Source organism: Flavobacterium anhuiense, from assembly GCF_050990855.1.
GTDB lineage: Bacteria > Bacteroidota > Bacteroidia > Flavobacteriales > Flavobacteriaceae > Flavobacterium > Flavobacterium anhuiense_C.
Map to the genome: position 1 here is coordinate 2,896,573 of NZ_CP158861.1, position 25,930 is coordinate 2,922,502.

23 protein-coding genes are annotated in these 25,930 nt (G+C 31.5%); 18 read left to right on the forward strand and 5 right to left on the reverse strand.

Features of this window, described 5'->3' with window-relative positions; all coding sequences use genetic code 11:
* Positions 1-20 precede the first annotated feature (20 nt).
* A complete protein-coding gene (locus ABTV69_RS12850; RefSeq protein WP_433829331.1) occupies positions 21-2,477 on the reverse strand; it encodes an AAA family ATPase in 2,457 nt (818 codons plus the stop codon).
* Between the two features lie 8 nt (positions 2,478-2,485).
* Positions 2,486-3,535: a PKD domain-containing protein gene (locus ABTV69_RS12855; protein WP_433829333.1), complete on the reverse strand. Its 1,050-nt coding sequence runs from the start codon at positions 3,533-3,535 to the stop codon at positions 2,486-2,488.
* Positions 3,536-3,675: 140 nt separating this feature from the next.
* On the opposite strand from ABTV69_RS12855, the gene ABTV69_RS12860 reads away from it, so the two are divergent.
* From ABTV69_RS12860 to ABTV69_RS12945, 18 genes are all read left to right on the forward strand, one after another.
* Positions 3,676-4,365 carry a C40 family peptidase gene (locus ABTV69_RS12860; RefSeq protein ID WP_433829335.1) on the forward strand — a complete coding sequence of 230 codons (690 nt, stop codon included), beginning with the start codon at positions 3,676-3,678 and terminating at the stop codon, positions 4,363-4,365.
* Positions 4,343-5,293, forward strand: coding sequence for a type VI secretion system baseplate subunit TssG (locus tag ABTV69_RS12865; protein ID WP_433829337.1), 951 nt, complete (start codon positions 4,343-4,345; stop codon positions 5,291-5,293). Before ABTV69_RS12860 ends, ABTV69_RS12865 begins: the two co-directional genes overlap by 23 nt.
* 3 nt (positions 5,294-5,296) lie before the next feature.
* On the forward strand, positions 5,297-6,250 hold the full coding sequence (locus ABTV69_RS12870; RefSeq protein ID WP_433829339.1) for a TssN family type VI secretion system protein: 954 nt from the start codon (positions 5,297-5,299) through the stop codon (positions 6,248-6,250).
* 12 nt (positions 6,251-6,262) lie between these two features.
* On the forward strand, positions 6,263-7,336 hold the full coding sequence (locus tag ABTV69_RS12875; protein ID WP_433829341.1) for a LysM peptidoglycan-binding domain-containing protein: 1,074 nt from the start codon (positions 6,263-6,265) through the stop codon (positions 7,334-7,336).
* Between the two features lie 52 nt (positions 7,337-7,388).
* A complete protein-coding gene (locus ABTV69_RS12880; RefSeq protein ID WP_433829343.1) occupies positions 7,389-7,883 on the forward strand; it encodes a DUF4280 domain-containing protein in 495 nt (164 codons plus the stop codon).
* An 11-nt stretch (positions 7,884-7,894) separates the two neighbouring features.
* A complete protein-coding gene (locus ABTV69_RS12885; protein ID WP_433829345.1) occupies positions 7,895-10,540 on the forward strand; it encodes a L,D-transpeptidase family protein in 2,646 nt (881 codons plus the stop codon).
* A 4-nt stretch (positions 10,541-10,544) separates the two neighbouring features.
* Entirely contained in the window at positions 10,545-11,690 is a 1,146-nt protein-coding gene (locus ABTV69_RS12890) for an SH3 domain-containing protein (RefSeq protein ID WP_433829346.1), read from the forward strand.
* 100 nt (positions 11,691-11,790) lie between these two features.
* A complete protein-coding gene (locus ABTV69_RS12895; protein WP_433829348.1) occupies positions 11,791-12,951 on the forward strand; it encodes a tetratricopeptide repeat protein in 1,161 nt (386 codons plus the stop codon).
* A 253-nt stretch (positions 12,952-13,204) separates the two neighbouring features.
* Complete coding sequence (locus ABTV69_RS12900; RefSeq protein ID WP_433829350.1) at positions 13,205-14,374, forward strand: hypothetical protein; 1,170 nt, start codon at positions 13,205-13,207, stop codon at positions 14,372-14,374.
* A 34-nt stretch (positions 14,375-14,408) separates the two neighbouring features.
* A complete protein-coding gene (gene tssO / locus ABTV69_RS12905) occupies positions 14,409-14,921 on the forward strand; it encodes a type VI secretion system TssO (protein ID WP_433829352.1) in 513 nt (170 codons plus the stop codon).
* A 48-nt stretch (positions 14,922-14,969) separates the two neighbouring features.
* A complete protein-coding gene (locus tag ABTV69_RS12910) occupies positions 14,970-15,419 on the forward strand; it encodes a hypothetical protein (RefSeq protein ID WP_433829354.1) in 450 nt (149 codons plus the stop codon).
* A gap of 18 nt (positions 15,420-15,437) precedes the next feature.
* Positions 15,438-16,805, forward strand: a complete 1,368-nt coding sequence (locus ABTV69_RS12915; protein ID WP_433829356.1) for a DUF5458 family protein — start codon at positions 15,438-15,440, stop codon at positions 16,803-16,805.
* Positions 16,806-16,897: 92 nt separating this feature from the next.
* Complete coding sequence (locus ABTV69_RS12920; RefSeq protein ID WP_433829358.1) at positions 16,898-17,422, forward strand: hypothetical protein; 525 nt, start codon at positions 16,898-16,900, stop codon at positions 17,420-17,422.
* A gap of 19 nt (positions 17,423-17,441) precedes the next feature.
* Positions 17,442-18,155, forward strand: a complete 714-nt coding sequence (locus ABTV69_RS12925; RefSeq protein WP_433829359.1) for a hypothetical protein — start codon at positions 17,442-17,444, stop codon at positions 18,153-18,155.
* A gap of 3 nt (positions 18,156-18,158) precedes the next feature.
* Positions 18,159-18,590, forward strand: coding sequence for a GPW/gp25 family protein (locus ABTV69_RS12930; RefSeq protein WP_433829361.1), 432 nt, complete (start codon positions 18,159-18,161; stop codon positions 18,588-18,590).
* Between the two features lie 153 nt (positions 18,591-18,743).
* The gene (gene tssD, locus ABTV69_RS12935) at positions 18,744-19,130 is read left to right on the forward strand and encodes a type VI secretion system tube protein TssD (protein ID WP_029269192.1); all 387 of its coding nucleotides are present in this window, start codon (positions 18,744-18,746) and stop codon (positions 19,128-19,130) included.
* A gap of 130 nt (positions 19,131-19,260) precedes the next feature.
* Positions 19,261-19,653 (forward strand): type VI secretion system tube protein TssD, encoded by a 393-nt coding sequence (tssD, locus tag ABTV69_RS12940; RefSeq protein WP_433829363.1) that lies wholly within the window; start codon positions 19,261-19,263, stop codon positions 19,651-19,653.
* 259 nt (positions 19,654-19,912) lie between these two features.
* Positions 19,913-21,745 carry a type VI secretion system baseplate subunit TssF gene (locus tag ABTV69_RS12945; protein ID WP_433829365.1) on the forward strand — a complete coding sequence of 611 codons (1,833 nt, stop codon included), beginning with the start codon at positions 19,913-19,915 and terminating at the stop codon, positions 21,743-21,745.
* 66 nt (positions 21,746-21,811) lie between these two features.
* On the opposite strand, the gene ABTV69_RS12950 is transcribed toward ABTV69_RS12945, so the two are convergent.
* The 3 genes from ABTV69_RS12950 to ABTV69_RS12960 all read right to left on the reverse strand — a co-directional run bounded on the left by ABTV69_RS12950 (position 21,812) and on the right by ABTV69_RS12960 (position 25,930).
* Positions 21,812-23,596 (reverse strand): cytochrome-c peroxidase, encoded by a 1,785-nt coding sequence (locus tag ABTV69_RS12950; protein WP_433829367.1) that lies wholly within the window; start codon positions 23,594-23,596, stop codon positions 21,812-21,814.
* Between the two features lie 69 nt (positions 23,597-23,665).
* Entirely contained in the window at positions 23,666-25,141 is a 1,476-nt protein-coding gene (locus tag ABTV69_RS12955) for a hypothetical protein (protein ID WP_433829369.1), read from the reverse strand.
* A gap of 156 nt (positions 25,142-25,297) precedes the next feature.
* Positions 25,298-25,930: a 3'-5' exonuclease gene (locus ABTV69_RS12960; RefSeq protein ID WP_433829371.1), complete on the reverse strand. Its 633-nt coding sequence runs from the start codon at positions 25,928-25,930 to the stop codon at positions 25,298-25,300.

Genomic DNA, 25,930 nt, shown 5'->3' on the forward strand with positions numbered 1-25,930 from the left:
CGTTTTTTTTATGACTGATATTAACTTTCTAGTACACTAGTTCCTTCTTTAATCCATTTCACTTCGTTGTTCTCAATAATTACTAAAACATTATCGCCATCTATGATTTCTCCAGAAATTATTTTCCTTGCCAAAGGTCTTCTCAAATGACTTCTAATGATGCTTTTAATAGGTCTTGCGCCATATTTAACGTTAAAGCCATTTTCGGCAAGATAGATTTTAGTTTCTATAGGAATTTCAACATGTACATTCTTTAACAAGTCTGTAAATTCTTTTTTTAGATGAATCTCAAAGATTTTAAGAATATTTTCCTTACTGATAGGCGCAAAAGGTACAATTTCAGTTAATCGACCTAAAAATTCAGGTCTGAAATAATTTGCCATAATTTCCATTAAAGAAGCCGAACTCGGAATGTGACCACTGTTGAATGTCTCCACAATATGATCTGCGCCAATATTTGATGTAAATAGAATAATTGCGTTCGAAAAATCGCCTTCTTTTCCCAAACGATCGTGAAGCTTACCTTCGTCCATAATCTGTAAGAAAACATCAAAAACAGAAGGATGCGCTTTTTCGATTTCATCAAATAAAACAATAGAGTAAGGTTTTTGTCTAATTTTATTTACTAGCAAACCTCCATCTTCATATCCCACATAGCCTGGAGGGGCACCATAGAGTAATGCTGCTGAGTGTTCTTCCTTAAATTCAGACATATCAAATCTGATAATTGCATTTTCATCCTGAAAAAGAAATTCGGCTAAACTTTTAGCTAGTTCTGTTTTTCCTGTTCCTGTTGGTCCTAGAAAGAAGAAAGACGCAATAGGTTGTCCTGCTTTGCTTAAACCCGATCGCGACTCTAAAATTGAACCCGCAACTGTTGCAATACAATGATCTTGTCCAACAACTCTCTTGTTTAAAACCTCTTCAATTGTGTTGAGTTTGTTTTTTTCTTCCTCGTTTAATTTACCTGCCGGAATCCCTGTTTTTTGAGCAATTATTAGAGACAAATCAAAAGCTTCAATATGGGAACGTTTGTCTAAAGCTCTTTCTTCAATTATTTGTAAAAGGTTCTCAATGTGATCGATAATAGCAACAGAAGATTCGAATGTTTTGGAATTATTCTCCTCATCAGCAATCATTAAAAAAGCAGTTTTGTTTGTCAAGTCGGTTAGAAACCAATTACATTCTTTAATTAATTGTTCTTCTGATAAACCTGTTTCATTGTGTTTTAATACTTCTAGCTTATTAATAAGCGCGGGCTTTTCTTTTAAAAAAGTTTCACCGGAAGTTTTTAGAACAGACATTGTATGATCTATCAGATTTATAGCTGATCCTGGAAGACTTTTCTCTTTTAAGTACCTTTTTGATAATCGAATAGATTCAGAAATCGTTTCATCATCTATTTTTATTTTATGATGTTCTTGATATGTTTTTATGGATTCGCGAATCATTCTAAACAAAGTTTCATCGTCAGATTCTTCCAGTTTTACAATTTCAAACATGCCAGAAAGACCTTGTTCTTTTTCAATTCTTTTTGTAAATTCATCAATCGTTGAAGTTGCAATTATGTTTAACCCTTTTGCCAATTCACCTTTTAAAACATTCGAAACTCCTGAGTCTCCACCATTTTTATCTAACAGAGTGTGAATTTCTTCGATTATTAAAATAGCTTTCGGGAACTGCTTTAACTCCTGAATGCAGTTCTTTAAGCGGTCTTCAATTTCTCCTTTATAAGATGCGCCTGCAATTAAAGAAGATAAATCTAGTTCGAATAACTGTACTTTGTCTAATACGTCTGGAATTTTATTATTAATGACATTTTCAATTAGAGCCTCAATTAAAATTGTTTTTCCAATACCACGATCGCCAATTAGTAATACATTGGGTTTAGAGAAACGGCATAAAATTTCTTTAATAGAGTTTAATTCAGCTTCACAACCAATTGCTTGAATTCTCTTTTTATTTTTTTCTAGATTTTTATGAATACAGTACTTGCCTAAAAAGCCTTTTTTTACATCTTGTTTAATTGCGCCGTCGTTTTGAGGAATAACAATTTGGCCTTCTAGCAATTCATTTCTCGAAATAGGGTAAGATTTCATTTGGTCAAAATTGAAACCTACACCTGGCGAACTTATAGCAGTTAAAACAGCATACAAACTAATTTCATCTTCCTTTAATGCTATTCGAACAGATTCGGCTTCTTTTATAATTTCATCAATAAGATCGCTTGGTTCAGAATCAAGAACATTAGTTGTTTTTGGTTCTTCGTCAATTCGTACCTCTGCCCATTCATCTAGATAGTAAACATCTTTGCCCATATTTTCAAGTCTTTTTAAAAGAGATAGATCTCTGTTTAAAATGGCTTTTAATAAATGAGGAGCAGAATAATATTTATTCAAATTAGTTTTAGCTATTTTTTTAGCAATTTCTAATGCGGTTAATAGTTCTGTACTGAAAATATTTTTTTCTTCTTCCATACCAAAATTTAATCTTTAGACCATATCAAGTACTTTTTTACTTTGTAGTTGATATTTAATCCTTTAATGCAGTTCGTTTGTTTGTCTTTATTTAGACGTATTGATTCTATTTTTATTTTTTTTCCCTTTATATTAGCGCATAACTGTGCAAAAGTGAGCAAATCAGAATCGTTTTTAACAACTGGTATCTCAAGGTCATCACATAAAAAATCAGAGAAATCATCTTTTACTTTGCTTCCTTCGGCTACTTTATTTAGTAAGATTTCAAATTGATCTTCAGATACTTTTGTTGCTTTTTTAATTGGTGCAATAGTGTCATTTTGAGTTTTATTTTTGGGGGCAACAGGAACATATTGAAGCATATCTTCTAATGGATCTTTTTTTACAGAACCTCTCGGCAGACAAAAAGATTCTGCACTTTTTTCATAAACATAAGATGTCACATCTAGCGGATTGGTCTTTCTTATTACTTTAGGATGGACATAAATAACCTTTTTAGCCACTCTGCTAAAATCTCCATTAATAACTAGGGTTACAATTTTTTCTCCAGAAGAAGAAAAAGTATAAACAGGGTTAGATGAATTTTCATTAATTCCTCTATTTTCGCCAAAAGCCCATTCCCACGTTTTGGCATTTTCTGCAGTAGAATAAAAATAAGCAGGTTGGCCTACAGTAATAATTTTAGAAGAAATTATATGTGGAGTACCTAATTTGTCTAATAAGTATTTGTCCTTTAAAGTAATTTCTCTTGTACTGGTGCAATTGCCATTAATGGTTAAGGTCACAGTATATTTTCCAGGATTCTTATACGTATGGAAAGTATGTTTTCTTTTATCTATGGGAGAACCATCTCCAAAATTCCATTCCCATGTTTTTGAATTAGGTGTTTTATCATAAAATTCTATAGGCTCTTCGCTCTGAGATTGTTCAGATAAAATATAATAAATGATATTGTCACAGTCAACATGCTTAAAAAACTGAATTAGAAGCAATGTTACACCTATAAGTAAAACTGTTGAAAACACCAATGTAATCCTAACGTCTAAATTTTTGCCCATGCTTTTAATTGTAAAAAAATAAGAAATTAATGACAAATATAAAACGATATTTTTTATTTTTGTATAAAAAATATTACAAATTTGTAAAGCTATTAAAAAAAATAGTTTTATGTTTGTGAATATATACTTACAAATATAAAATGTTAAGAGAGAAGAGAATTTATGGCCAAAATGAGATATTTCATATTGGGTACTTGATAGTTGGATTGTTTTCAATCTTGTTTGTTTTCAATTCTTGCAGCAGTAAAAAATACATTTCGCAGATTCCCTTTAAATATGATTATTCATTAGATCTGCTAAAAAAGCAGGCAAAGATGGAAGAAATTGGGTTGAAGAATAAAACGATTGTCAATGACAATTCTGAAAATCTAAGTGATGAAGTTTTGAATCTAAAGGAAAAATATTCGATAGTTTTAGGAGTAATGCCTAGTAAAATTACCAATTACAAACTCTATTCCTATTTTGATTCTTGGATAAACACTCCATATAAGGAAAAAAGCTTTTCTAGAAAAGGAATTGATTGCTCATATTTTTTGCAGTCATTATATAGTGATGTATATAAAGTTACATTACCAAAAGATCCTGCGGGAATGTGGAAATCAAAATCGATCCAGATTTTTACCGGAAGAACATTTCTTACAGAAGGAGACTTGGTCTTTTTTAGATACGATAAAGACCATCCAATTTCAGACGTTGCTTTGTATTTGCATAATGATAGAATTTTGGCTTGCACAGACAAGGGATTGGGGATTTATAATTTTAACGACGAGTATTTTCAACTTCGTTATATAGGAGCAGGAAGAATAAATGAAGACACGAAGAGAAAATAAAAAAAGCCTAGAAGACCTAGTTCAGGAAATCAAGAATGTATCAAATGATATTCGAGCAGAAATTATTGCGAACGAACTCATTGAACAGAATGAAATTTCTCTTGATGAGATAACGATTTCAAATCAAGGGCAGTTTTCAAGAGCATTTAGAAGTGATCTTTTAGATGCAATAGTCAAAGATGATAACTATGTAAAACACGATTATCTTACTCTGTTATTGTCTCGTGACAGTATGTATGATGCACTGCCAGAAGGATTCGTTCACAGTCTTACCGAAAACAATGCCGACAAGTCTGTACGACAGATGATAAAAGAGCACAAGCATCAGAAGAAGCAGGAAAATGAAGCAAGAAAATTTTTCGACCCTTTTGAAAATGAAATCTTTCATTACAGAACCAAAATTGAAGCTGTGGAACAAAATTTTCTGTACAAGCTAAATGGCAGTAAGCCAATGGAATTTTTCTACGACTTCTGGGGAGTGTCTAGCGATTATCCGCCTGTCTTGGTATCAAAGTTCATTCAGCTGTTACCCTATGCGTACAAAATTGTAGGCGATATCGATTTATCATGTCAGTGCCTTGCGAGCATTATTGAGGAAAAAGTGCAATACAAAACCACAAGTTCTAAAGAGTACAGCGAAGAAAGCGAACAAATTACATTAGGAGAAAATAGATTGGGTGTCGATTTTATCTGCGGAAACACTTATACAGACTATTCTATGAATTTGACTATTGAAATTGGGCCAATAGTAAATGCTTCATTTGAAAATTATCTTTTTAACGGTAAGATAAAAAACTTTATAGATTGTTTTTACGAGCATTTTTTTCCTATGGAAGTCGAAACCAAGACTATACTGGTACTGGATCATGAAACAGAAGAATTTAATTTTAATAAACGGCCTGTATTAGGTTTTACAACACGAATTTAAAAAATGGTAAAAAAACATTTATTATCACTTATTGATATTAAGCTCATCGTATTTTTAGTTGTCATTATAGCACTTTGCGGTATACTCACTTTATTGTTTACCGACAAAGTAAAAGACTTTGCCAAGACTTACAAAAAAGGATTTTATATCTATATTCTTTCTTTTGTACTCACTTATGCAATTGTGGCATTTTTAGGCTACAATAAATTATTTAATGAGCTTTCAGACGAGTTTCTTTTTTATCAGATTGTATCGCTATTGTTTGGAGTGTTGCATGCATGGCTTTATCGATGGAATTTTGAGGAATTTAAAACCAAAAATATAGGTATCGAACTATTATTTGGCGCTTTGGTTATTTTATATTCCAGCATCTTTTTTGCCATAATTTATACAGCATTAAATGGTATTGCATTAACATTTTTGATGTGCATGCATTTCCTGATGTTTATTTGTCCCACAGGTATTTACATTACGTTTAATTATATGATACAGATACCGCCTAAAGAATATATTACATGGAAAATTCCAGATAGAAAAGACCCTTTTCCAGATATTGAAGATGTTGAGATGAAAGATTTATTATTGATTACATTATTAATTCAGAAAAAAGAGAGCGATACAAAATACACTTCACTAAGATCAAAAGGGCCTGTGAGAATCGATTTTGGAAACTTGTTTTATCATACTGTTACAGGTTATAATGAGCATAATGCAGATAGTAAAATCGATTTAAAACACAATGGAGAAAATTGCAGTTGGGTATTCTTTTTACAGCCTAAATGGTATGAGACAGCAAAATATGTAGATGCTAGGTATACTTTAAGTATGAATGGTATTACTGAAAATTCAGTTATTATTTGCAAAAGACAAAAGGCAAAAGAAGCAGTATTGATAAAAGGAACTGACGAAGGTTTTATGTTTGAACCTACAATTGAAAAGAAGGAAAAAGAAAATTGATACTGAGACAATATGTATTACGAAGGTAGCCCCGAAGAATCTCCATATAATAAGTTTAGAACTTATAAAATCAAGAAAGGAGACACACTTGCAAGTGTAGCTCGAGATCTTGGTGTTGAGCCTAATAAACTCAGATGGTATCATAATATGTATTGTGAGATTCATGATTTAATAGAAGCTGATTTTAAAAGCCATTTACAGCTTTTAATACTAGCTCCTGAAAAATGTATTGAAGAACGAAAAGAAAAAGAAGAAAAAAAAACTCAAAAAGTAAGTTTAGCGAGTAATTATAAATTGCCTTTTATTGCAGATAAAATTAATAAAAATTATAAGGTTCAATATATAACTGTTGATGGTGATGAAGTTGATACACTTGAAATGGAAATGAGTGTAAAATGGTTGGCAACTGATAAAAACAGATTTCATTTGTTTGAGATAAATAGATCGTCTATTTATGTAAATAATGAAATGCCCAATACTGTAATGGATGAATTGGCGCGAAAAACTGCGCAAGTTTTGTATCCGTTAAAAATTGTAGTTGATGAATCAGGAAAGTGGATTGCGGTTTATAATTATAATGAAATTGATAGCAGATGGAAACACTCAAAAGATAAAGTTTTAGATTATTTTGAAGGTCAAGTTGCCGAAAAATATATTGACGAAACAGAATATGCTTTACAAAATACAGACACATTATTTAGTTTTCTTGCTTCGGATTATTTTTTAAGAGCCTTTTTTAACGGAATCTATATTGGGTATACAGCTGATTTTTCATTTAAGAATGAAGTTTTCTTTCCATTAGTGAAAGATGAGGAAGCAAAGTTTGAAGTGGAGCAGAAAATTAATCCTCTTTTAGATGAATTTAATCTAATAAAGGTAGAACAAAAAGGTCATTATGTAGATGATGGAAGTGAAGCCAATTTTGGATTTGATCCTTGGACAGGAAGTTATAATGCCTCTTATTTTTTAGACGAGCATTCTTATTGCATTGAAAAGATAAACTTAGAATGTTTGGTAGATTATGATGAAGTAATAAAAGTGATTATACAAATAGAATCTTTTAAAAAAGAGGAAACCCAGATTTAAAGAATAAGAACAGAATAGTAAAGAGATTGTAATATTCATAAATGATAAGGCTATGAGTGAGAAACATATAGTAGTACAAGGAGCCATACTAAAATGTAAGTTTAGTGTAGAACCTAAAACAGATATATTAAAAGTAAAATCGCAGAATAAGCATTATGCTAATGATAAAGATGCAGAAAAAAAACTCATTGCTACTGACAAAGAAATTGGGCAGACATTAGAGAAAAATACCTTCGGTAAATGTAAAATGCAGCCTAACGGAAGCGGTGATTTCCTGCCATGCCATGCCTCAATTACAAAATGGAGCGCCTTTTATGAAAAAGTAACCTTAAGCAATCAAGGGAAAATTTTATTAGAAGACAGTAAAGGAACCTGCCCTGTTGGAGGGCCGGATTGTATAGAGGTAGATAAACACGGCCAAAAAGCAGAAGCCAGTAAACAAAATGCTAAAAAAGCCAAACCGCAGGTAAATAATCAAATTAATCCTTTGGTTAATACAGCAAAATTTCAAGAGAGTTTAGAAGAGAGTGATTCTATTTGTAAATAAAATTAAATAGTATGTCAGATTTTAAAATAATTGGAAATACAGATCCTACTGTAGGTAAGGAAGAATTCTATTCAGTAAATACTTTTTTACCGAGTGTTCTGCCTTTTCAAAATACTGCTTCTAACAATAGTTTTGAACAGCCTGTAAAATGGGAAATTCACATTCTTGAAAACGGAAGATGGCGTAAGACAAAAGAAAATGATAAAATAGGAAAAAAAGTATCTTACACATTTCTTCAAAAAAGCTTAAACAGAAAAGGAATTCGCATTCTGGCAAGAAGAGGAGAAGATGTTGCACGACTCAATATAACCACGCACCCCGCTGAAAAACCAAAAATCGAAAGTATTGAACTGCTAAATAAAAATGGAGAGAAGCCTACAAAAACGCTTTCATACGGGCAGACTCTAAAAGCAAGGGTTCACTGCCTGCACATGGAAAGACACAAAGTATATGTGACACTTTGGGAAGACGACGCAAATGGACCAGGACATAATAAAGCAAATGAAAAAAATATAATAAAAACACTTTCAGGAGTGGTTAAAAACGGTAAAGCAGATGTTGACTTTTTATTAAGCCCCAGTTTTGCTAAAATTGCCAGACAAAACGGCCCCGAAGAAGGTAAAATTCATGAATATTACGTTACTGTAGATTTTAATAAAGATAAAATCGCAAGTAACAATGTAAACGTAAATGATCTTGAAACTCCTGTAGCACCATTTAAAGGCAAAGTTTCGGTGCAACAGCAAGCGCCAACTAAGCCAAAAGCTCCTGTGCAACAGCCAGCAGAGCCAAAAGCTAAAACTCCGGCTTCTGGTTCTTCATCTGCTCCAAAAGTAAAAGCAGAAATTACTAGAGTACATATTACAAACACATCAAAGCAACCTATAAAAGGAACTCATAAGGAAAAAGAAATTATGGTTTGGATAGATTCTCAAGGGCTTATTGGAAAAGAAATTCGTTTTAAGTTGTATGATGAAGACTATTTGAGCAACGATTTATTAGTTGATCAAAAGTTTAAAATAACCAGTGATATATTTCCAGTAACTGTACATTTAGACAGAATACTAAGAAGTAAAGGAGGTATAAATGGAGAAGGAGCTGAACAAGAATTGTTTGCAGATGTTGAAGTAATAGATACCAAACAACATGCAAAAAGTGCTGTAGTAGATGTAGATGCTAAAGTCTTTAAACCTGATCCTGTAGAGTCTACTAATAAAGTTGCGAAGGTTGGAGAGGCAGATAAAAATGAAGGGAAAAATGGTAAGAAGGGGGCTTGTGATGAATGCACTAAGCCTATTACAGCTAAACAATTAATTGATATTTTTCCCAAAGCTGATTCCGCAAAATTAGAGAAAGTAGCTGCAACATATACTAAATATATGAAAGATTTAGGGATGGATACTTGTTGGAATAAAGCACACTTATTTGCTCAAGCAAGAGTTGAATCTGGTTTAAGCTTAGATTTAAAAGAAGGAGAAGGATTTAATTATTATTATGAGAGCTTATCAATTTTTAAAGCATTTCAAAGTGAAGAAGGAAAAGAAAAAGCAAAATTATGGGGTAGACCAACAGTCAAGCCTAAAATACCAGGGGTTTCATTAGAGAATCAAAAAAAAATTGCCAATTGGGCATATTCTCCTCCAGCAAAAAAGGCAAAAGAAATTGGAAATACTGAAGCAAATGATGGTTGGAATTATAGAGGTAGAGGGTTAGTCCAGGTAACAGGAAAAGGTTTTTATGAATATTGTAATTTATATACAAAAAAAAATAATTTAGATGTTGTTAAAAAACCAGACTTAATAGGTGAAAGCATTGAGTTATCGATATTGAGTTCTATGATTTTCTTTAAGTGGAAGAATTTAAACACAATATCAAATAAAACGCATGATGTAATAAACAAAATTTGTCCTAAAGTTGGTAATGATGTGGCTCTTAAAGATGAAAAAGGTAATCCTTCATCAAATCATAAAGAAAAGCAAAGAGCATTTAATGATATTACATCAAAAGCATTTAAAATTGATAAATGTAAATGGGGAGAAAAAGTTGAAGTTCCTAAAACTAAAGGTAAATTTTCAACATATGATAATGAATACTCAGCAGATTCAAAAACTGCATATATTAATGTTATCGTTCCTAAGGATAGAAGAACTGAAGGTTTATTTGTATTATTTGATGATTCTGAGATAGTACTTAAAGGTTATGCATTGGCGATGGGAACTGTTAACGATAACTTTTTTGAAAGAAATGGAAAAGGAAGTACACCTACTGGACTCTGGTCTTCTTCTTATTCAAAAACTCACATTGGTGAAGCGAGTTATGGAGACCATGGTTTAATTCACATAAATGGGATGACTGGAGATGCAAAAAAAGCCACTGCACCAGGAAAGAGAGATGGAATTGCTATACATAGTGGGCATACAACTAAAGTTGGAATAAATGATAATGGTCCTTTGATGGTTACTTATGGATGCGTTAGAGTATATAATGCTGATATGAAAAAATTAGTTGAAAATTATAATACAATTAAAGGTAAAGGAAAAACAATTTATGTCTATGTTGAAGAAGTAGATTCTATGGATGATGTGTATAAAGATTATGGTATGGTTGCTGATCCAAAAGACAAAAGAAGAAATTATAGTAAAAATGCAAAACAATAATGCAATGAAAAGAACAATTATTTTATTTATTATAACAATGCTAGTTATTAGCTGTAATTCTCAAACAAAGGAAAAAAAAATGGAAGTTAAAGGATCAATAAAGAAAAATGAAGATAAGTTATATGCTGAATATATGCCATCAATGAGAGATTTACTAAAAAATAATAATTACAAGTTCTTAGAACATAACGCATTTAAAAATAAAGTTATTGAATATTTTGGAGTTGATATTGATAATGCAAAATTTAATGATGTGTATTTAGAAAGTGGACTTGGATACACCGCTTTAAGTAATGAAGGATTTATAGATACTTATCAAGTTGATAGAGGTGTAATTGATGGAGCTGGAGATGCTTTTGCAGATATTCTAAAAGATGGACTGAATAACGATTATAATATTGATTTTATAAACTATAATAAGATTTTATTTAATGATGATTTATCCGCAATATCAAAAGTAAACATGGACAAAGATAAAATTGAAGATATTGTAGTGTATTTGAATTATGAAAAAAACAACCTTTTAAATAATTCATTTATAAAGAATATAAAGAAGGTTGAGAATTATAATGAAAGTTTTAAGTGGCATCTTTTATGGTATAATCATAAAGCAAAACAAGATGTAATTAGAAAAAAAATATTACAGGAGATAGCTAATAAAAAGCCTGATTTTATTTTTGATTTAGCTTATTTTCTGAATAATAATTCTAACAAAGTTAAAGAGAAAACAGATAGTGCATTGATTGATGAGACACTAGCTTTTTTAATAGAAGTTGAATTACAGCATTATGATGATAAAGATTTAAATGATAATAAAGGTTACAGTTTACTTAATAATTTTTACACTCAAAATTCTAAGATGTTAGAGAGATTTAAGTCTCAAAAATTTTATGGTTATCCTCTAATTGAAAGCTATACTAAAAAGTACTTGTTAATGTCAGAAGAAAATGAGATTTCTTATGGTAAAGTTATTGATCCTGATGGATATACTAATTTGAGAAAAGATAAAAGCAGTACATCAGTTGTAATTGAAAAAATTAAGTCTGGTGAAAAAGTTGAAATATTAAATGCTTCAGAAAATTGGTGGCTTATAAAAACAAATTCTGGAAATAAAGGATATGTTTATAAAACCAAAATTAAGGTTGAATAATATAAATAGCATATATGCTCCTTGACATATTGATAAGAAAAGCCCCGGCTAGCAAAAATGTAATGTTTTTGTTAGCTGAGGGATAATAAAATAGAATAATATGAGAAAAATAGTTTTTGGTTTACTGCTATTAAGTGTATTGTTATCCTGTAATCCTCAGGATAGTAAAGAAGATTATAAAGGTAATTGGATTGAGGTACAAAAACGAGGTAATGAATTTTTGATTATTGATTGCGGATATAAAGGTGAAGATATAAAAATTATAAATGATTCAATCTTTGAGAATGGTATAATGGAAAGTACTAAACAAAAGATTGATCATATAAAAGAAGATGAAACAGGAGTATCATTGTTTACAGATAAAGCGGAAAAATCATATTATAAATTTTTGTTTGTAGATAAAGAAAAAGGCCTTACCAAATGGGAAATTAAAAATAATGATTTACCAATTATTATAAAATACTTTGTAAATGAGGATAGTACTGATAAAATAAAAAAAATAAAAGGCACAAAAGCTGATTGTGTCACTAATGATGAGGTTGGTGATTCTGTTAATGATTCTCTTACTCTTGATGATGGAAATGTTCTTTTGGTTGAGGATGATAATTGCATATCATTACAAGACAAAAAAGAAAATTTAATTTTTGAAAGATGTTTTGATAATTGTAATGTAAAAATTCGCCATGTTAAAACTAAAGGCTTGCCATTAACGATAATAAGCGGGCAGAATTCGATCGATATAGATTTTTATAAAAAAGGAGTAGACTGGGTTTCTACTTCAGTTACATATTTTAAAAGTTTACGTACAGGAGAAGAAAAAAGTACTAAACAGATTGAAGTATCTCTGAAAGATTTTGATTTTGATAGTGTTATAGAACAATTTGGTGAAATTAGGAATAACGATTTAAGTTCTCTGGATGATATAAAAAATAAAGAAAAATTGATTGAATTAGATATTTATAAAATTGCAGATATATTAAAAAATAATCCAGTTTCAGAAAGTAATGTTACATTGTATAATGATGCAGCTTTTACTTTAATTGAAAAAGAAAATTTTAATGAAGCAAGAATAATCCTTTTGGATGTAATTAATTTTTCGCCAGATAGAGTTGTTGCATACTTAAACTTAGGTGATGCTCAATGGGGGTTTAATGAAAATGATGATGCAAAAAAATCGTATCAAAAATATTTGTCATTAATGAAATCTCAAAATAAGGGTTTAAGTAAGGTTCCTAAAAGAGTTTATGAAAGAATTAAATAATGCTTTGAATTAAGTAATAACAAGGTTCCTTGACATATTGAAAAGAAAAGCCCTTACTAACAAAAATATTTCTAATTGCCCCTATAGAACCTTTTCTTTTCAATAAAAATACCACCCAAAAAACAATTTCCAAAAACGCTCAATAATTATTAGCAGTTACTAATAATTATACCAATGTACCTTATGTAAGCAATTGCATGAGGTGTTTTGTTATGCATACAATTGAACAAAAACTATAAAGAATATAAAAACCATGATAGAAAAATTAAATCATTTTCCGGTAAACTGGATAGACGGAATGAAGATTAACAAAAATCATTTTTTGGCCATGCAGGACAATGTTTCTGAACTGGTAAATGATGCTGTCGGAATTCATACTACGCCAATAAGCTATGGTTTGCTGGATTCTGGAAATCACAGTAAAGAGTCAACCAAAATCACTTTAGGAATAGACAATCATAAATTATTAAGAGTTCGCGTAGAAGAATGTCATGCCATTACGCCAAACGGTTCTCGAATCGAAATAAGTAAAGCCAATACAGATACTCTAGATTTGCAGGTTCCGTATCCAGAAGATACTTACGAAATAAAGGAAGGGGAACATTTAGAGCTTCTAGCTTGTATTTCGGTAAACTCCAAAAAGAGAATTCCGTTTGGAGAGCCAGACCCAGATGAGGTTCCTCCGAGATATCCTTACACGCAGCCTGAGTATAAACTTCATCTAATCAAAGCAGAAGAATTTCGTTCGGGTATCGGTTATGGAGGATTTTATCTAGCAATTGGTAAAATTCTAATCGGCGATACTACGACACTAGACGAAAATTATATTCCAGCATCGGTAACAGTTGCCTGCCATCCGAAGTTGACAGATATGCAAGCAGAGATTGCCAGATCATTTGGGCAAATGGAGATTTATTCGGTCCAAATTTCTCAAAAAGTCAACCGTTTTCAGCAAAATGGCGTTTTGCCCGATACCATTTTGCAGTTGTCAGAAAACACAAGCTACTTTTTAGGAAACTGTTTAACGCAATTTCGTTGGTTTTCAATGCATCAGCATCCTGCTTCAATGTTGAGTGTCGTGGTTTCTTTTGCGAGAGTTATGAAAAATTTTATCGATTCTAAATCAGGTGCAGGAAAAGAAGAGCTTTTAAACTATTTCGCAGAATGGTGCGATTTGTCTCAGGGAGATTTAGAAATTCTTTTTACCACACTAATTAATACCAATTACGATCATGTGCATATTGATAAAACGGCTGCGCAGGTAATGAATTTCCTTGTAAAAATAGAAAAGCTTTTTGACACATTAAGCAAACTGGATTATATCGGGAAGAAAAAAGAAAGCATCGAGTTGTTTGTGGCAGAGACCGAGAAAAAAGATATCGTGCACAATCCAAAACGTCACGGTTTTTTTATTAAAGATTAAAAATTAAAACAAAAACAAAAACAAAAACAAAATTATGGAAGTATTAAACAAAGGAGAACGCAAAAAAGCTTTTATCGCATTTGTAATTGCATTTTTGGCCACATTTATTGTAATGCTGATAGCAACTTCATTTTATTTTCAAGTGCCTAAAGCCGAAAACAGAATGCTAAAGGCGGAGAATGAGATGATGAAGCGAGAATACGATTATCAGACCAATTTTTCAATCAAAATTGACAGCGTGAGAATGGTTGTAGATTCGATTAATTCTCCCAAAGTAGATAACGATTTTCAGCAACGATTGGCAAATGTTATGGTAGCCAATATCTATCAAAAAATACCAAAAGATACGACAGAGAATAAAAAGCTGTATAACAATATCATTTTGGCTTACAAAAATATTATTGACTATAAAAAACAAATAAGAAGTCTTACACATAATGCCCACTTGATAGATAGTTTGAATCAATCAGCTAAAACGTACAAAGAGGAACTCGAAAAAGTAAGCAGAGATTTGGATGTCTGCCGTCAGATTTATCAAAATCAGTAAAAATAAACAGAGAAAAATAATAATAGTAACCATTTAAATTAAAAAATTATGTTGTCGAACTATGGAATTGGAGGTAATGAAGTAAAAATAGATGCAGATGAAGCCATCATTGCAATACCTCAAAACAGAACACTTGTAGCTCAAAAATTAACAGTTGATGCACCAATAAAACCAGAACTTGTCGAGGGTATAACTACTGTAGAGAAAGCATTCGAACATTTTAAGCCAGAAGTAAAAGTAAATTTTGAAACTGCAGAAGGTGCAACAAAAGTAGAAGCGCTAAAATTTAAAAACTTAGGAGATTTTGGAATTAAAGGAATCACAGCACAAAGTAACTTTTTATCAGATCTGGAAACAGAAAAAGACCAGTACCAAAAAATCATTCGTCAGTTAAAAACAAATAAAATTCTAAAAGCAGCATTAGAAGATGTAGAAGCAAAAAAAGCGCTTTTAGAAAGTCTTGGATCTTTGATTAATGAATTAAAAGAGAATAAATAATAGTAAAAGATAGAAGATATGTTAAATAAACAAGCACAGCAAAATAGCACAGAAACTGCGGTTTTAGAACGTAAAGTTTCAGGAAGTTCGATAGAAAAAAATGTCGAAAAACTAGCAAAATATGGCGGATTCGATTTGTTAGAAATGTCTATAGAAGGCGTTCAAAATCTTAATCCAGATAGAAAAGCCAGAAGAAAAATTTTTCTTGGAGAAGTTAACAAGACCAAAGAAAGAGAAACTTTGCAAAAAACTTTAGAGTTATGGTCTTCTATCTTAAGCGGTAATGAAGCATTGACTGATATGGTGGCACAATGTGAGGATAAATGCAAAGAGTCTGAAGCATTGTTAAAAAAGAACCTTGCTAAAGCTGTTGAAGATACTAGAGAGATAGAAGCGGCTTACAGAACCGTTGCTTTATTCTTTAAAAATACAGAAACTGATAAGGTTAAAAACATTACAATTGTCAATGCCGATATTGAACAGTTAAAAGATCTGGATAATACACGTTTTATAGATGCCATACATTCAGAATTAGTTGACAATTATGATCGTTTGGATCTTAAAAACAACTACGGAATTTTAGTAATTCCAGGTTATTTAGGTTCAAATAAAGTAATTGAAAAATGGGCAAAAATAGCGCACGAAAATAAAGTGATGCTGGTTACCGATTTTGAGCACTTGGACGAACCAGATGATGTTATGGAAATGTTTGATGCCGCTTCGCTAACTGGTGGAGACGTTTACCGTTCTAATGTAATCATGACCTGCAACTGGCTTGTCGGACGTGGAAGATTTGATCAAATTGGTGAAAATGAAGATCTGCATATAGCACCTTCGGCGGCATTGGCTGGAAAAATTTATAAGACACTTATGTCTCAGGTTACCGCTGGTAAAAAATTTGGTGGAATAAACGAAGTTGACGGAGTAAAATTTGATTTGAAGAAGAGCGAAATTGCAAATCTTGAAAATCTAGGTTTAGTACCAATGGTAAATGAGTACGGAAAAGTAATGGCATTTTCGGCAAAAACACTATTTAGCGGAGACAATCTTGGATTGCAAACTTACTCTGTAGTTCGTGTTTTTGATTATGTGACTAAAGTATTAATGGATTTTCTTAACCGTCGCGCATTCGAAAACTTTACAGCTAAAACGCGTAAAGAGATTATGAACCAGATTGTGGCTTTCCTTGACGGAATTACAGGTCCAGACAAGCTGATAGAAAACTTCGAAATCAGAAGATTTGAACAAGATCCGATTCAAAAAGATAGAATTTACATGGATATCCATATGAAACCATATTTTCCTGCTAAAAACTTCCTAATCAAAATGGATGGACACAAGGGAGATGATGGAACAGAATGGGATACAGATTACGAACAAAAGTAAATAGCCTGATTAATAAAAGGAAACACATTTTTTGTGTTTCCTTTTTAAACAAAAACTTCGATTTTCTGATCAAATAAATTAAGACAGTCTTCATGAATGCATTTAAAATTTTACTTATAGCAAAATTAGCATTAAAAAGTTATGCTATTACAGCCCAAAAGAGTACTCAAAAAGACACTTTAAATTGTCCTATTTCGCAAAATGAATTATTGCTTGATAAAAAGAATTTTGCAAGTGCACCACTCATTTTGCTCAGAGTTTTTAATGAAGACTTTGAGTATGCAGTGCTGCAGTTGGGTAAAAGAAAACGAAAAATCTATTTGTATTTTAAAATCTTTACAGATAATGTCTGTGTAAAACAAAAACAACCTTTAGAGCTGTACTTTAAAACAGGTGAAAGGTATGTTTTAGAAAATTCTTTTAATGTCAATTGTGACGGAACCGCAGTAATGCAGTTAAGTAGAAAAGACAGAAAGAAAATAATGGGAAATGATATAAATGCTATAAAATTCTTTACCCTGAAAAAAGACTATGAGTTTAGTCCAAATAGTACAGATAATCAAAATATGAAAGAATATCTGAATTGTTTGAAGATTTATAAGATTAGAAAACGTTAAAACGAATTTAAGTATAGTTATGCCAATCCCAGAATTAAATCTTTCGTTAGGACTTACTGATAATGATGGATCTGTCTTTTATGCAGGAAGTGGAGAAGGAAAAGTTATAGTAAGAACAGATTCATCTTTGAAACAACATACAATTGATATTGTAATTTCTGAAAAGCAAGTCGGAACTGTGAATTTGAATACCAAATTAGCTTTAAAGGAAGTTCCTGCCGAAATAGAAATTCCGACTTATCAGATGATCGTTACTGATAATAAAACAAACGAAAAGGCAACATATCAGGTTACCAGAGACACTTATTTTTTTAAAGAGAAAACCACAAAAAAAGGGTTTTGGAATTTTTTGGGATTGAAGTTTTTAGAAGCTAAAAAATTTCTTTTCGAAAATATCAGTTATGAACCTTTAAAAGATGCTATAGAAACATTTGATATTTCTAAATATCGAAAACTTAATCAAGATGAATTGATTTATACTTTTCAAAGAGAAAGTCAAAATATTCAAATTTATGCTGGTGATATTAATGAGCTCAAAATCGAGAAAGGAATAAGCTATTTTGTTATTGTTGACGAAAATAAAGGACAGCGCTTTATAGGAGACATTTTGTACCGTGAAAAGTTCTTGAAACTAACCCCAAAAGTTAAGCTTCATATTATTAAAAGAAAAGCCGTTTCTAAAGCAATAGAAACAAGTAAGAGAGGAAAAACAGAGAAAACAATTTATATCTAAGAGATGAAAGGAGCTTTTTACAAATTGCCCATTAATTTTAATGCCATTCTTCAGAAAAAAGAATTAGAAAAAACATCCATAGAACATTCTATTGCGCAGCAGGTAATTTTATTGGCTACAACCACATTTGGAGAATGTAAGTTTGATGAAACCTTTGGGTCAAAAATATGGGAAATTGATTTTGATCTTTTAATGAATGAAAATAGTTTGAAGGAGATTATTTCTAAAACAATGCTAAAATCACTGCTGCTTCATGAAAAAAGGATAAAAGTAAATGAATTACGAGTCGAATTGTCAGAAACAATGTATCACGTTGTTGCTATTAGTAGAGGCAAAAAGAGGGTTGATATTATTATTGAAGCTAACATAAAAAGCACAAATAGAGATTTTAATTTTAGAGGATATTTTTTTCTAGGGCCATTGTCATATAAATAAAATTTAAGTCATTTTTTTAAAATACAATTCTGCGGTTCATATAAGTGATTTTTTATAATTGTAAAAATAATATTACAATTTATTGTTTTTTGTAAGAAATAATTTATACATTTACTCCATAAATAAATAAATTAATAACTAAAAATTTTTATTATGTCGTTTTTAACATCATTGACAGTTGCAGGAAAAGATTACAAAGTTCTTAACGTAAGTTATGATTTAGCTCAAGAAACAGATGCTTCTGGGCGTCCATCTACAGTAACTCGTGGAGGAAGAATCATGATCGAAGTAGAGTCAACTGGAAGCACAGAATTGTTTGAATGGATGACTAACAATTTCGAAAGAAAAGACGGATCTGTTAAGTTCATTAAACGTGATTCTAACGCTACCTTAAAAGAGTTGAAATTTACAGAAGCTTATATGGTGAAGTACAAAGAAAACTTTGATCATAATAGCGATAATCCGTTAACGGAAACTTTTATGATTTCTGCTCGTAAGATCTCAATGGGTGGGGGTGAGTTTGATAATGCTTGGGTATAACTTAAGAACTTCATCAAACTTAATTAAGCTTGAGACTATCAAAGGGGGTTCGTAAATGAACTTCCTTTTTTATTTTAAAAATATTTAATCTAATTAAACAAAGTACTCTAACAATCAAAAAAATATAATAATGAGTTTTTTATCAAAATTGCACATAGACGGAGAAGAATATAATGTTCTTGAATTTAATATCAATTTTAAGCAGGAAATTGATACTGCAAGTAAACCGGTTGGTAATGCCAAAGGCGGGATAATAAATATTACCATTGAAGCCACACATAATAGTCTTTTTTTGTCATGGATGCTAAACGGAGATTTAACTAAAGACGGAAAAATTATTTTTTATAGAAGGGATGCCTTAAGTAAAATGAAAGAATTGATTTTCGAAAAAGCATTTTGTATTGATTATCACGAGCAATTTACAAGTACAACTGAAATTCCGATGAAGATTACAATGAATTTGGTTGTAAGAGAGTTGACTTTTGGTGATGCAAAATTTACCAACAATTGGATTGAAATATAATAATCATTTTAAAAATAGTTTTTAATGTCAAAATTTTTAGAGCAAGCCCATATTTCGATTAGGTCGTTTATTAAAACATCATTTATTACGATTTTAAGCTAAGTCTTACTAGACAATATTATTATAAATTCTTAGTCGCTAGATATTCATGAGAACTTCATTAAAAAAAGCTGTAAAAGACATACGAATAAAGTTTAAGGACGAATGGGGAATGAAAAAAATAGAAGATAATAGAGAAGGTTACTAAATTAAGCTAAAAATGAGACAAGAACGTATAAAAGACCGAGTACTAAAAAGGGCTGCCAGATCTTGGGGATTTTCGGATATCGAAATGGATACATCTTTCGATCCTGTTGTGACTCTGATGCTGAATGCTTTGTCGTATGAATTAGAAAAAGTAGCAAATGAATTGGAAGATTCAAAAACAAGAGTTGTTGAGAGAGTTTTAGAAATCATGTTTCCTGAAGTAATCTCGGGTGCAAAACCTGCTAGAGCCATTTTGTACGCAATGCCAATTGAAAACAATAAAAACATCTCGGTTTTGAATCAAATGACAGCAATGAGAAGGATTCATAATATTTATAATCCGCTGGAACCTATTAATAAAGAAATTATGCTTTCTCCAACTTTGGAAGTAAAATTGGCGACCGCAGAGATTAGGTATAATGCCTATGAACGTCATTTATTTAAAATATCAAATTTGTTTTATAAGGATGCTGTGAGAGATTATAAACAGGTGCTTCCATCAGGAGAAATCATTTTAGGAATTGAATTAACTAATTCAAATGTGTCTGAACTTGAGGATTTAATGCTGTATATAGATATAAAAAATACACATCAGAAAGAGATGTTTCATTATTATTTGAAACAGTTAAAGTGTTTCCATGACAATACGGAAATAAAGGTAGAAGAAGGGTATAATGTCCCGCTTAATACTCTAGATGTAGAAAACATCATTAATCGAAATTATAGCCATCTTAGTGGGATTATGCAGGAGGTAAATGAGTTTTATTTTAACAATTTTTACACGTTAAAAGGAGCTTTAAAACATAAGCCGATTGAAGATTATAGTGAAGATTATAAATGCTTTGAAGAAATTACAAAAAACAATGAAAAAAAAATCATCTGGGTAAAACTTGTTTTTCCTGAATCTTTACTGCCAGAGATTATAGAAAACATTTCTTTTACAATAAACTGTTTTCCAGTTATTAATAAGAAGAGACATTCTGCCGGAAAAACTTTTGGCACTTTTTTATCTTATTTTTTATTGGATACAGAAAGTAATATTTTTTTGGACTTAGAATCTGTTATTGATCATGGCAATAAGCATTATGAAATAAAAGAATTTAGGGATGGCATTTTAGAAGAAGGAAATGCTGTTTTAAGAATGGGAGGGGTTTCTAGGTTTGATTCAAGAAGCGCTTCGGAATTATTACAAAATGTTTTAGACGTTTTGAAGGACGAAAGCTCTTCTTTTGCAGGTTTAGGTAAAGATTTTACAAATAGTTCTTTAATCCAAATTAATCAATTACTAGCTTCTGTGGAACAGAAAGCGAAAGAAAGTAGTTTTTCTATAAATAATGATCCATATTTAATGATTAAACCTAAAAATGACGAAACGGTTGGTAAAAGTTTTCACATTAATTATTGGTCAACTTGTGCAGAAGATGGAAACGGAATTAAAGCAGGAACTGTATTAGAATGTAAAGATTTAGCATTTATAAGTAAAAATACGGTCTTAATGACAAATACAGTTGGAGGTTTAAATAAACAAAATAATAAAGACCGTATCCTGGCTTATAGAAACGCTTTACTGACCAGAGGTAGAATTGTAACTTTTGCCGATATAAAAGCTTTTGGTTTTAATCATTTTAAAAGCTCGATCTCTGATATTAGAATCGAAAAAGGAACCCGAAAAGAAATTTCTGTAAAAGCAGGCTTTAGTAGAACTGTTGATATTTATATCAAAACAAATTGGGAAGAAAAACAGCATCTGTCTAATTCAGAGTGGGAGTATCTGTGTGATAGCTTTATAAAACAGCTGAAAAATAGATCTTCCAATGTGTTTCCGTATCGAATATTTGTAGATTAATGCAATTTAAAACGCCAGAAACGTAATGTTCTGGCGTTTTTGATTTACTGAAATCTATTTTGGTTTTTATTGGTATTTCTTATCTGTAAGTGCTTTCATAAAAGCGACAAGCGCTTTTTCTTCCTTTTTAGTCAGCTTTAATTCATCGAAAGGTAATGTTTGATTTTCGACTTCATAGCCTAAACCTTGTCCACCTCCTTTGTTGTAAAAATCAACGACTTCTTCTAAAGTTTTAAAAATTCCGTTGTGCATGTAAGGTGCTGTTATAGCTGCATTTCTAACGGTTGGAGTTTTGAAAGCGCCAACCAATTGAGGCATTTTATTATATAAATAACGCCCTTGATCTGAACTCAATTTCTTGCCAGAAGCATCTTGAGGAGTTCCAATAACCTCGTGCTCAGTTTTAGAATAACTAGGCGGAACAGTCCCGTTAAACAAAGGGGTGAAGTGACAGGTAGCACATTTTGCTTTTCCCATAAAAAGATTCATTCCTTCGATTTCCTCGTTGCTTAGAGCATTTTTATTTCCTCTCATATATTCGTCAAATCTCGAATCGAAAGCGTTTAAAGAACGTACATAGCTCGCAATTGCGTTCTGAATCTGCCAAGCTTCTGCTTTTGCTGTCGTTGGATAAGCTTTTTTGAAAAGGTTAATATATTCTTTATTCAATAAAATTTTAGCATGGATGTCATCCATTGAGCCGTGCATTTCATCTTTATTCTGAATTACATCTACACTCTGTTTTTCAAGATCCAATTGACGCATATCCCAAAATTGAGCATTCTGTAAAGAAGCATAGGTCAGGGTAGGAGTGTTTCTGGCAAGTTTAGATCCTGTTAATGAAACGTTTGTTTTTAAACCATCAGTAAAGGCTTTTTCAGGATGATGGCAAGTTGCACAGCTTCTGTCATTATTTTTAGAAAGGCTTGTGTCATAAAACAGTTTTTCGCCTAGTTTGGCTTTATCAGCTGTAAAATTATAATCTTTAGAAAGCACAAACGCATTTACATCAAAAGCATCTTTATCAAATAAAGTTTCAATTTCTTGTTTTAGTGGACTTGTTTTCTTTACGTTTTTAATATTCTCTTCTTTCTGAAAAGCTTTAATCTTTTTAGAAATCGGATTTAGATATTCAGTTATAAAAAAAGCTCTGTCAAATGCATTGAAGTTAGTATTATCATTACAGTATTGCTGCGCTTTTGCCACTATTTTTTTTAATTCTGGTAATGATTTATTGTTGGGATTAATAATTGCAAGAGGTTCAGAAATTGATAATAAACTTTCTCCAGCCTCAGGAATGGAAGATTGCAGAATCGGACTGTCAAAACCTGTAACTCCTAAAGCGATCACTCTAAAAACATTTTGTTCTAAAGCATCCAAAACATAATTATCAGAAATGGTGATAACATCAAATGTACTTTTCAATTGTTTAATATTAGACTTGAAAATGTTTATTTCGCGTATTACATTTTCTTTATCCGAAAATTTGTATTCCGGGTAAATCATTTCTTCTATAACCTGAAAACCATGCGGTTCAAAAGATCTGTTTTCTTCCAATTCCATTTCGTCCAAAGCGGGACCATTCATGAAGCGAGCTGTTTCGGGTATAAAATATTCAATTGCCCATTCGACTTTTTTGTAGAATAAACGGGACTTTTTAAACTGTTCGACAATTTCTTTTGGAGAAGCATTTTGATCTACAAGCTTTTCAAATTGTACGATTTCATTGTTTAATTTATTTAAATCAACGAGAAGATGCTGTTTGATTGTTGTTTTTGAAGTTTCATTTTTTTGGCACGAAAAGAACAAACAAAGTGCTAAAAACAGAAATGAAAAATAGTTTAATTTCATAATGGTGTTTTAATAGAAACAACCCTTATCGAAAAATAAGGGTTGTAATATAGATTTTGACTGAAATTATTATCGCTGTACGTTTCTGATAATTACAGTTTGTCCTCCCTCTTTGTTGGTATTGATTCCAGAACCATCAGCATTTTTAAACGCATCGCTCTGCCAAGTGTGTGGGTGAATGTTTACGGTAAAAGTATCTGGAACACCAATGATATCTGAAATATCCTCCATTGCACCAAATTCCCAACTTCCTAATCTCGTTTCACCTGTTTGATTATAAAGCGTATTCCACGCTACATCAGTTCTTTTGTGATTCATGTTTAACCAAGGCTTATTTTGTTTGGAAGCAATACTATATTGCCAGATGTATGAATCGTGTTTAGCATCAGCATAATAGCTGTCACCATCTTCTTGAATGTAAACGTAGTTTTCAGTTACACATAAGTTATCTGGATTGATGATTCCGGTTCCAGGAGTACTATCGCCTTCAACAGCTAATTCAAGAGTTCCTTTTAACGGATTTGTAGCATCCAATTTCACTTTGTAAACTCTTCCCCACATTGTGTAACCAGCGACAGGAGCATTGTTGGTTGCTTGACCTGTAGCTGTAAAATAAACTTCTCTATTGTTGTTTGCGCTTCCTTTTCTGTAATCTACGTCTTCAACTCTAGAAAAACGAATCGCTTTTAAATCATTAACAGTTGTATTGATAACAGCACCAGTAAGATTTTTTGCATTTGGAATTTCAACAAATTCAACTGGGTAACTGCTATCTAATTTGATATCAGTTTCGACCTGATTTCCATCAGTTCTTTTTAAAGCATATAATTTTCCATTTGACAAATCACCGACAGTACTTACATACATAATTAATTGTCCGGCACTTACATGTGAAGTAGCGTAAGATTGGTCCTCACCAATTAAAATAACAGTTTTTCCAGGATAAGCTTCTTTAGGAAGCGGTACAGCGTTTTCCATACTGGCTTTTCCTAAAGCCGGCAAAACTCTATCTGTTCTTGCTTTATCTGAAGATTGTCCTAACGGATTAATTCCGTGAACCATACTCTCTTGTCCACTTTCTCCGGCTGTTAAGAAGATTGGTCCAAATCCGTGAATTTCTGGAGTTGCCAATGTAGCAGAACATAAACGAGTTAAACCACCGACGCCATCAACGATATAATCACCTTTTACAGGTTTGAATGTTTTATCTAAATAAACTCTTGAAACAGATTGAAGAATTTCATGGTTAGTAATCATGATGTATCCATCACCAGTTGGATTTTTCATTAGTCCAGCTCCATCAGGCTGTGCGCCATAAACAAAGGAAGGAGATTCTGGAAGAACATCTGTACTAGCAATTAAAGTACTGATTTTTAAGTTCTCAAAACCTGTCATAGCATATACAAAAGGTGGTACTTTTGAATGTGAAGTAAAATCGATACTAGTATTTACACTGTTCGAATCTTTGTCATCATTTTGACAGCTTATTGCAGTAAGACCTGCAATTCCAAGCAAGGTAATTGACTTTAAAAAGTTAGCTTTCATAATTGTTTTGTGTTTTTTTGATTAGAGCAAAGCTATCTTTCAAAAACAAAATATATGTTACGGCTATTTTTCTTTTTTGCTAACTTTTATAAGTCTTGTATTATTAAAAGGTAAAGTATTGGCTTGAAATGTAAATTTAAGATTCTTAAAAAAATCTTAAAGCTTAAAAAGCTGATTTAAATTAGTTGCTTTTTTCTCTCTTAATTTCTTTACAATCTTAAGAAATGCAATGGCTGTGATGTAGGCATCGCCTAATGCTGTATGACGATCTTTCTTAGAAATATCAAATTTGTCAGCAAGATCATCTAAGGTATAATGATCTTTTCGTTCAAACAAGTGTGATTGAATTAAAGTCTTTTTATATAAATAAGCCGTATCTAAGTTTTTATTGGTTAATTGCGGAAGCCCATTTCTTTCTAAAGCTTTATTGATCATCGTAACATCAAAAATAGTATGATGTGCAATGATAATTGAGTCTCCTAGAAAATCCAGAAACTGCTGTAAAGCTTCTGATTCGCTCGGTCGCTGAATCACAAATGCTTTTAGAATTCCGTGAATCTGTGCAGTCGATTTATCGTAATGATCTTGTTCCAAATAGACTTCAAAGCTATCCTGAACAGAAATAATTCCGTTTTGCATCACTAAGGCTCCGATGCATAAAATACGATCATTTTCGTAATCAAAACCAGTAGTTTCAGTATCTAAAACTACAAAACGAGTTTCTTCAATTGTAATGTTTTCGTCAAACAGATTGATTTCCTCTTTTTTCCAAAAATTGAATAAACTCAT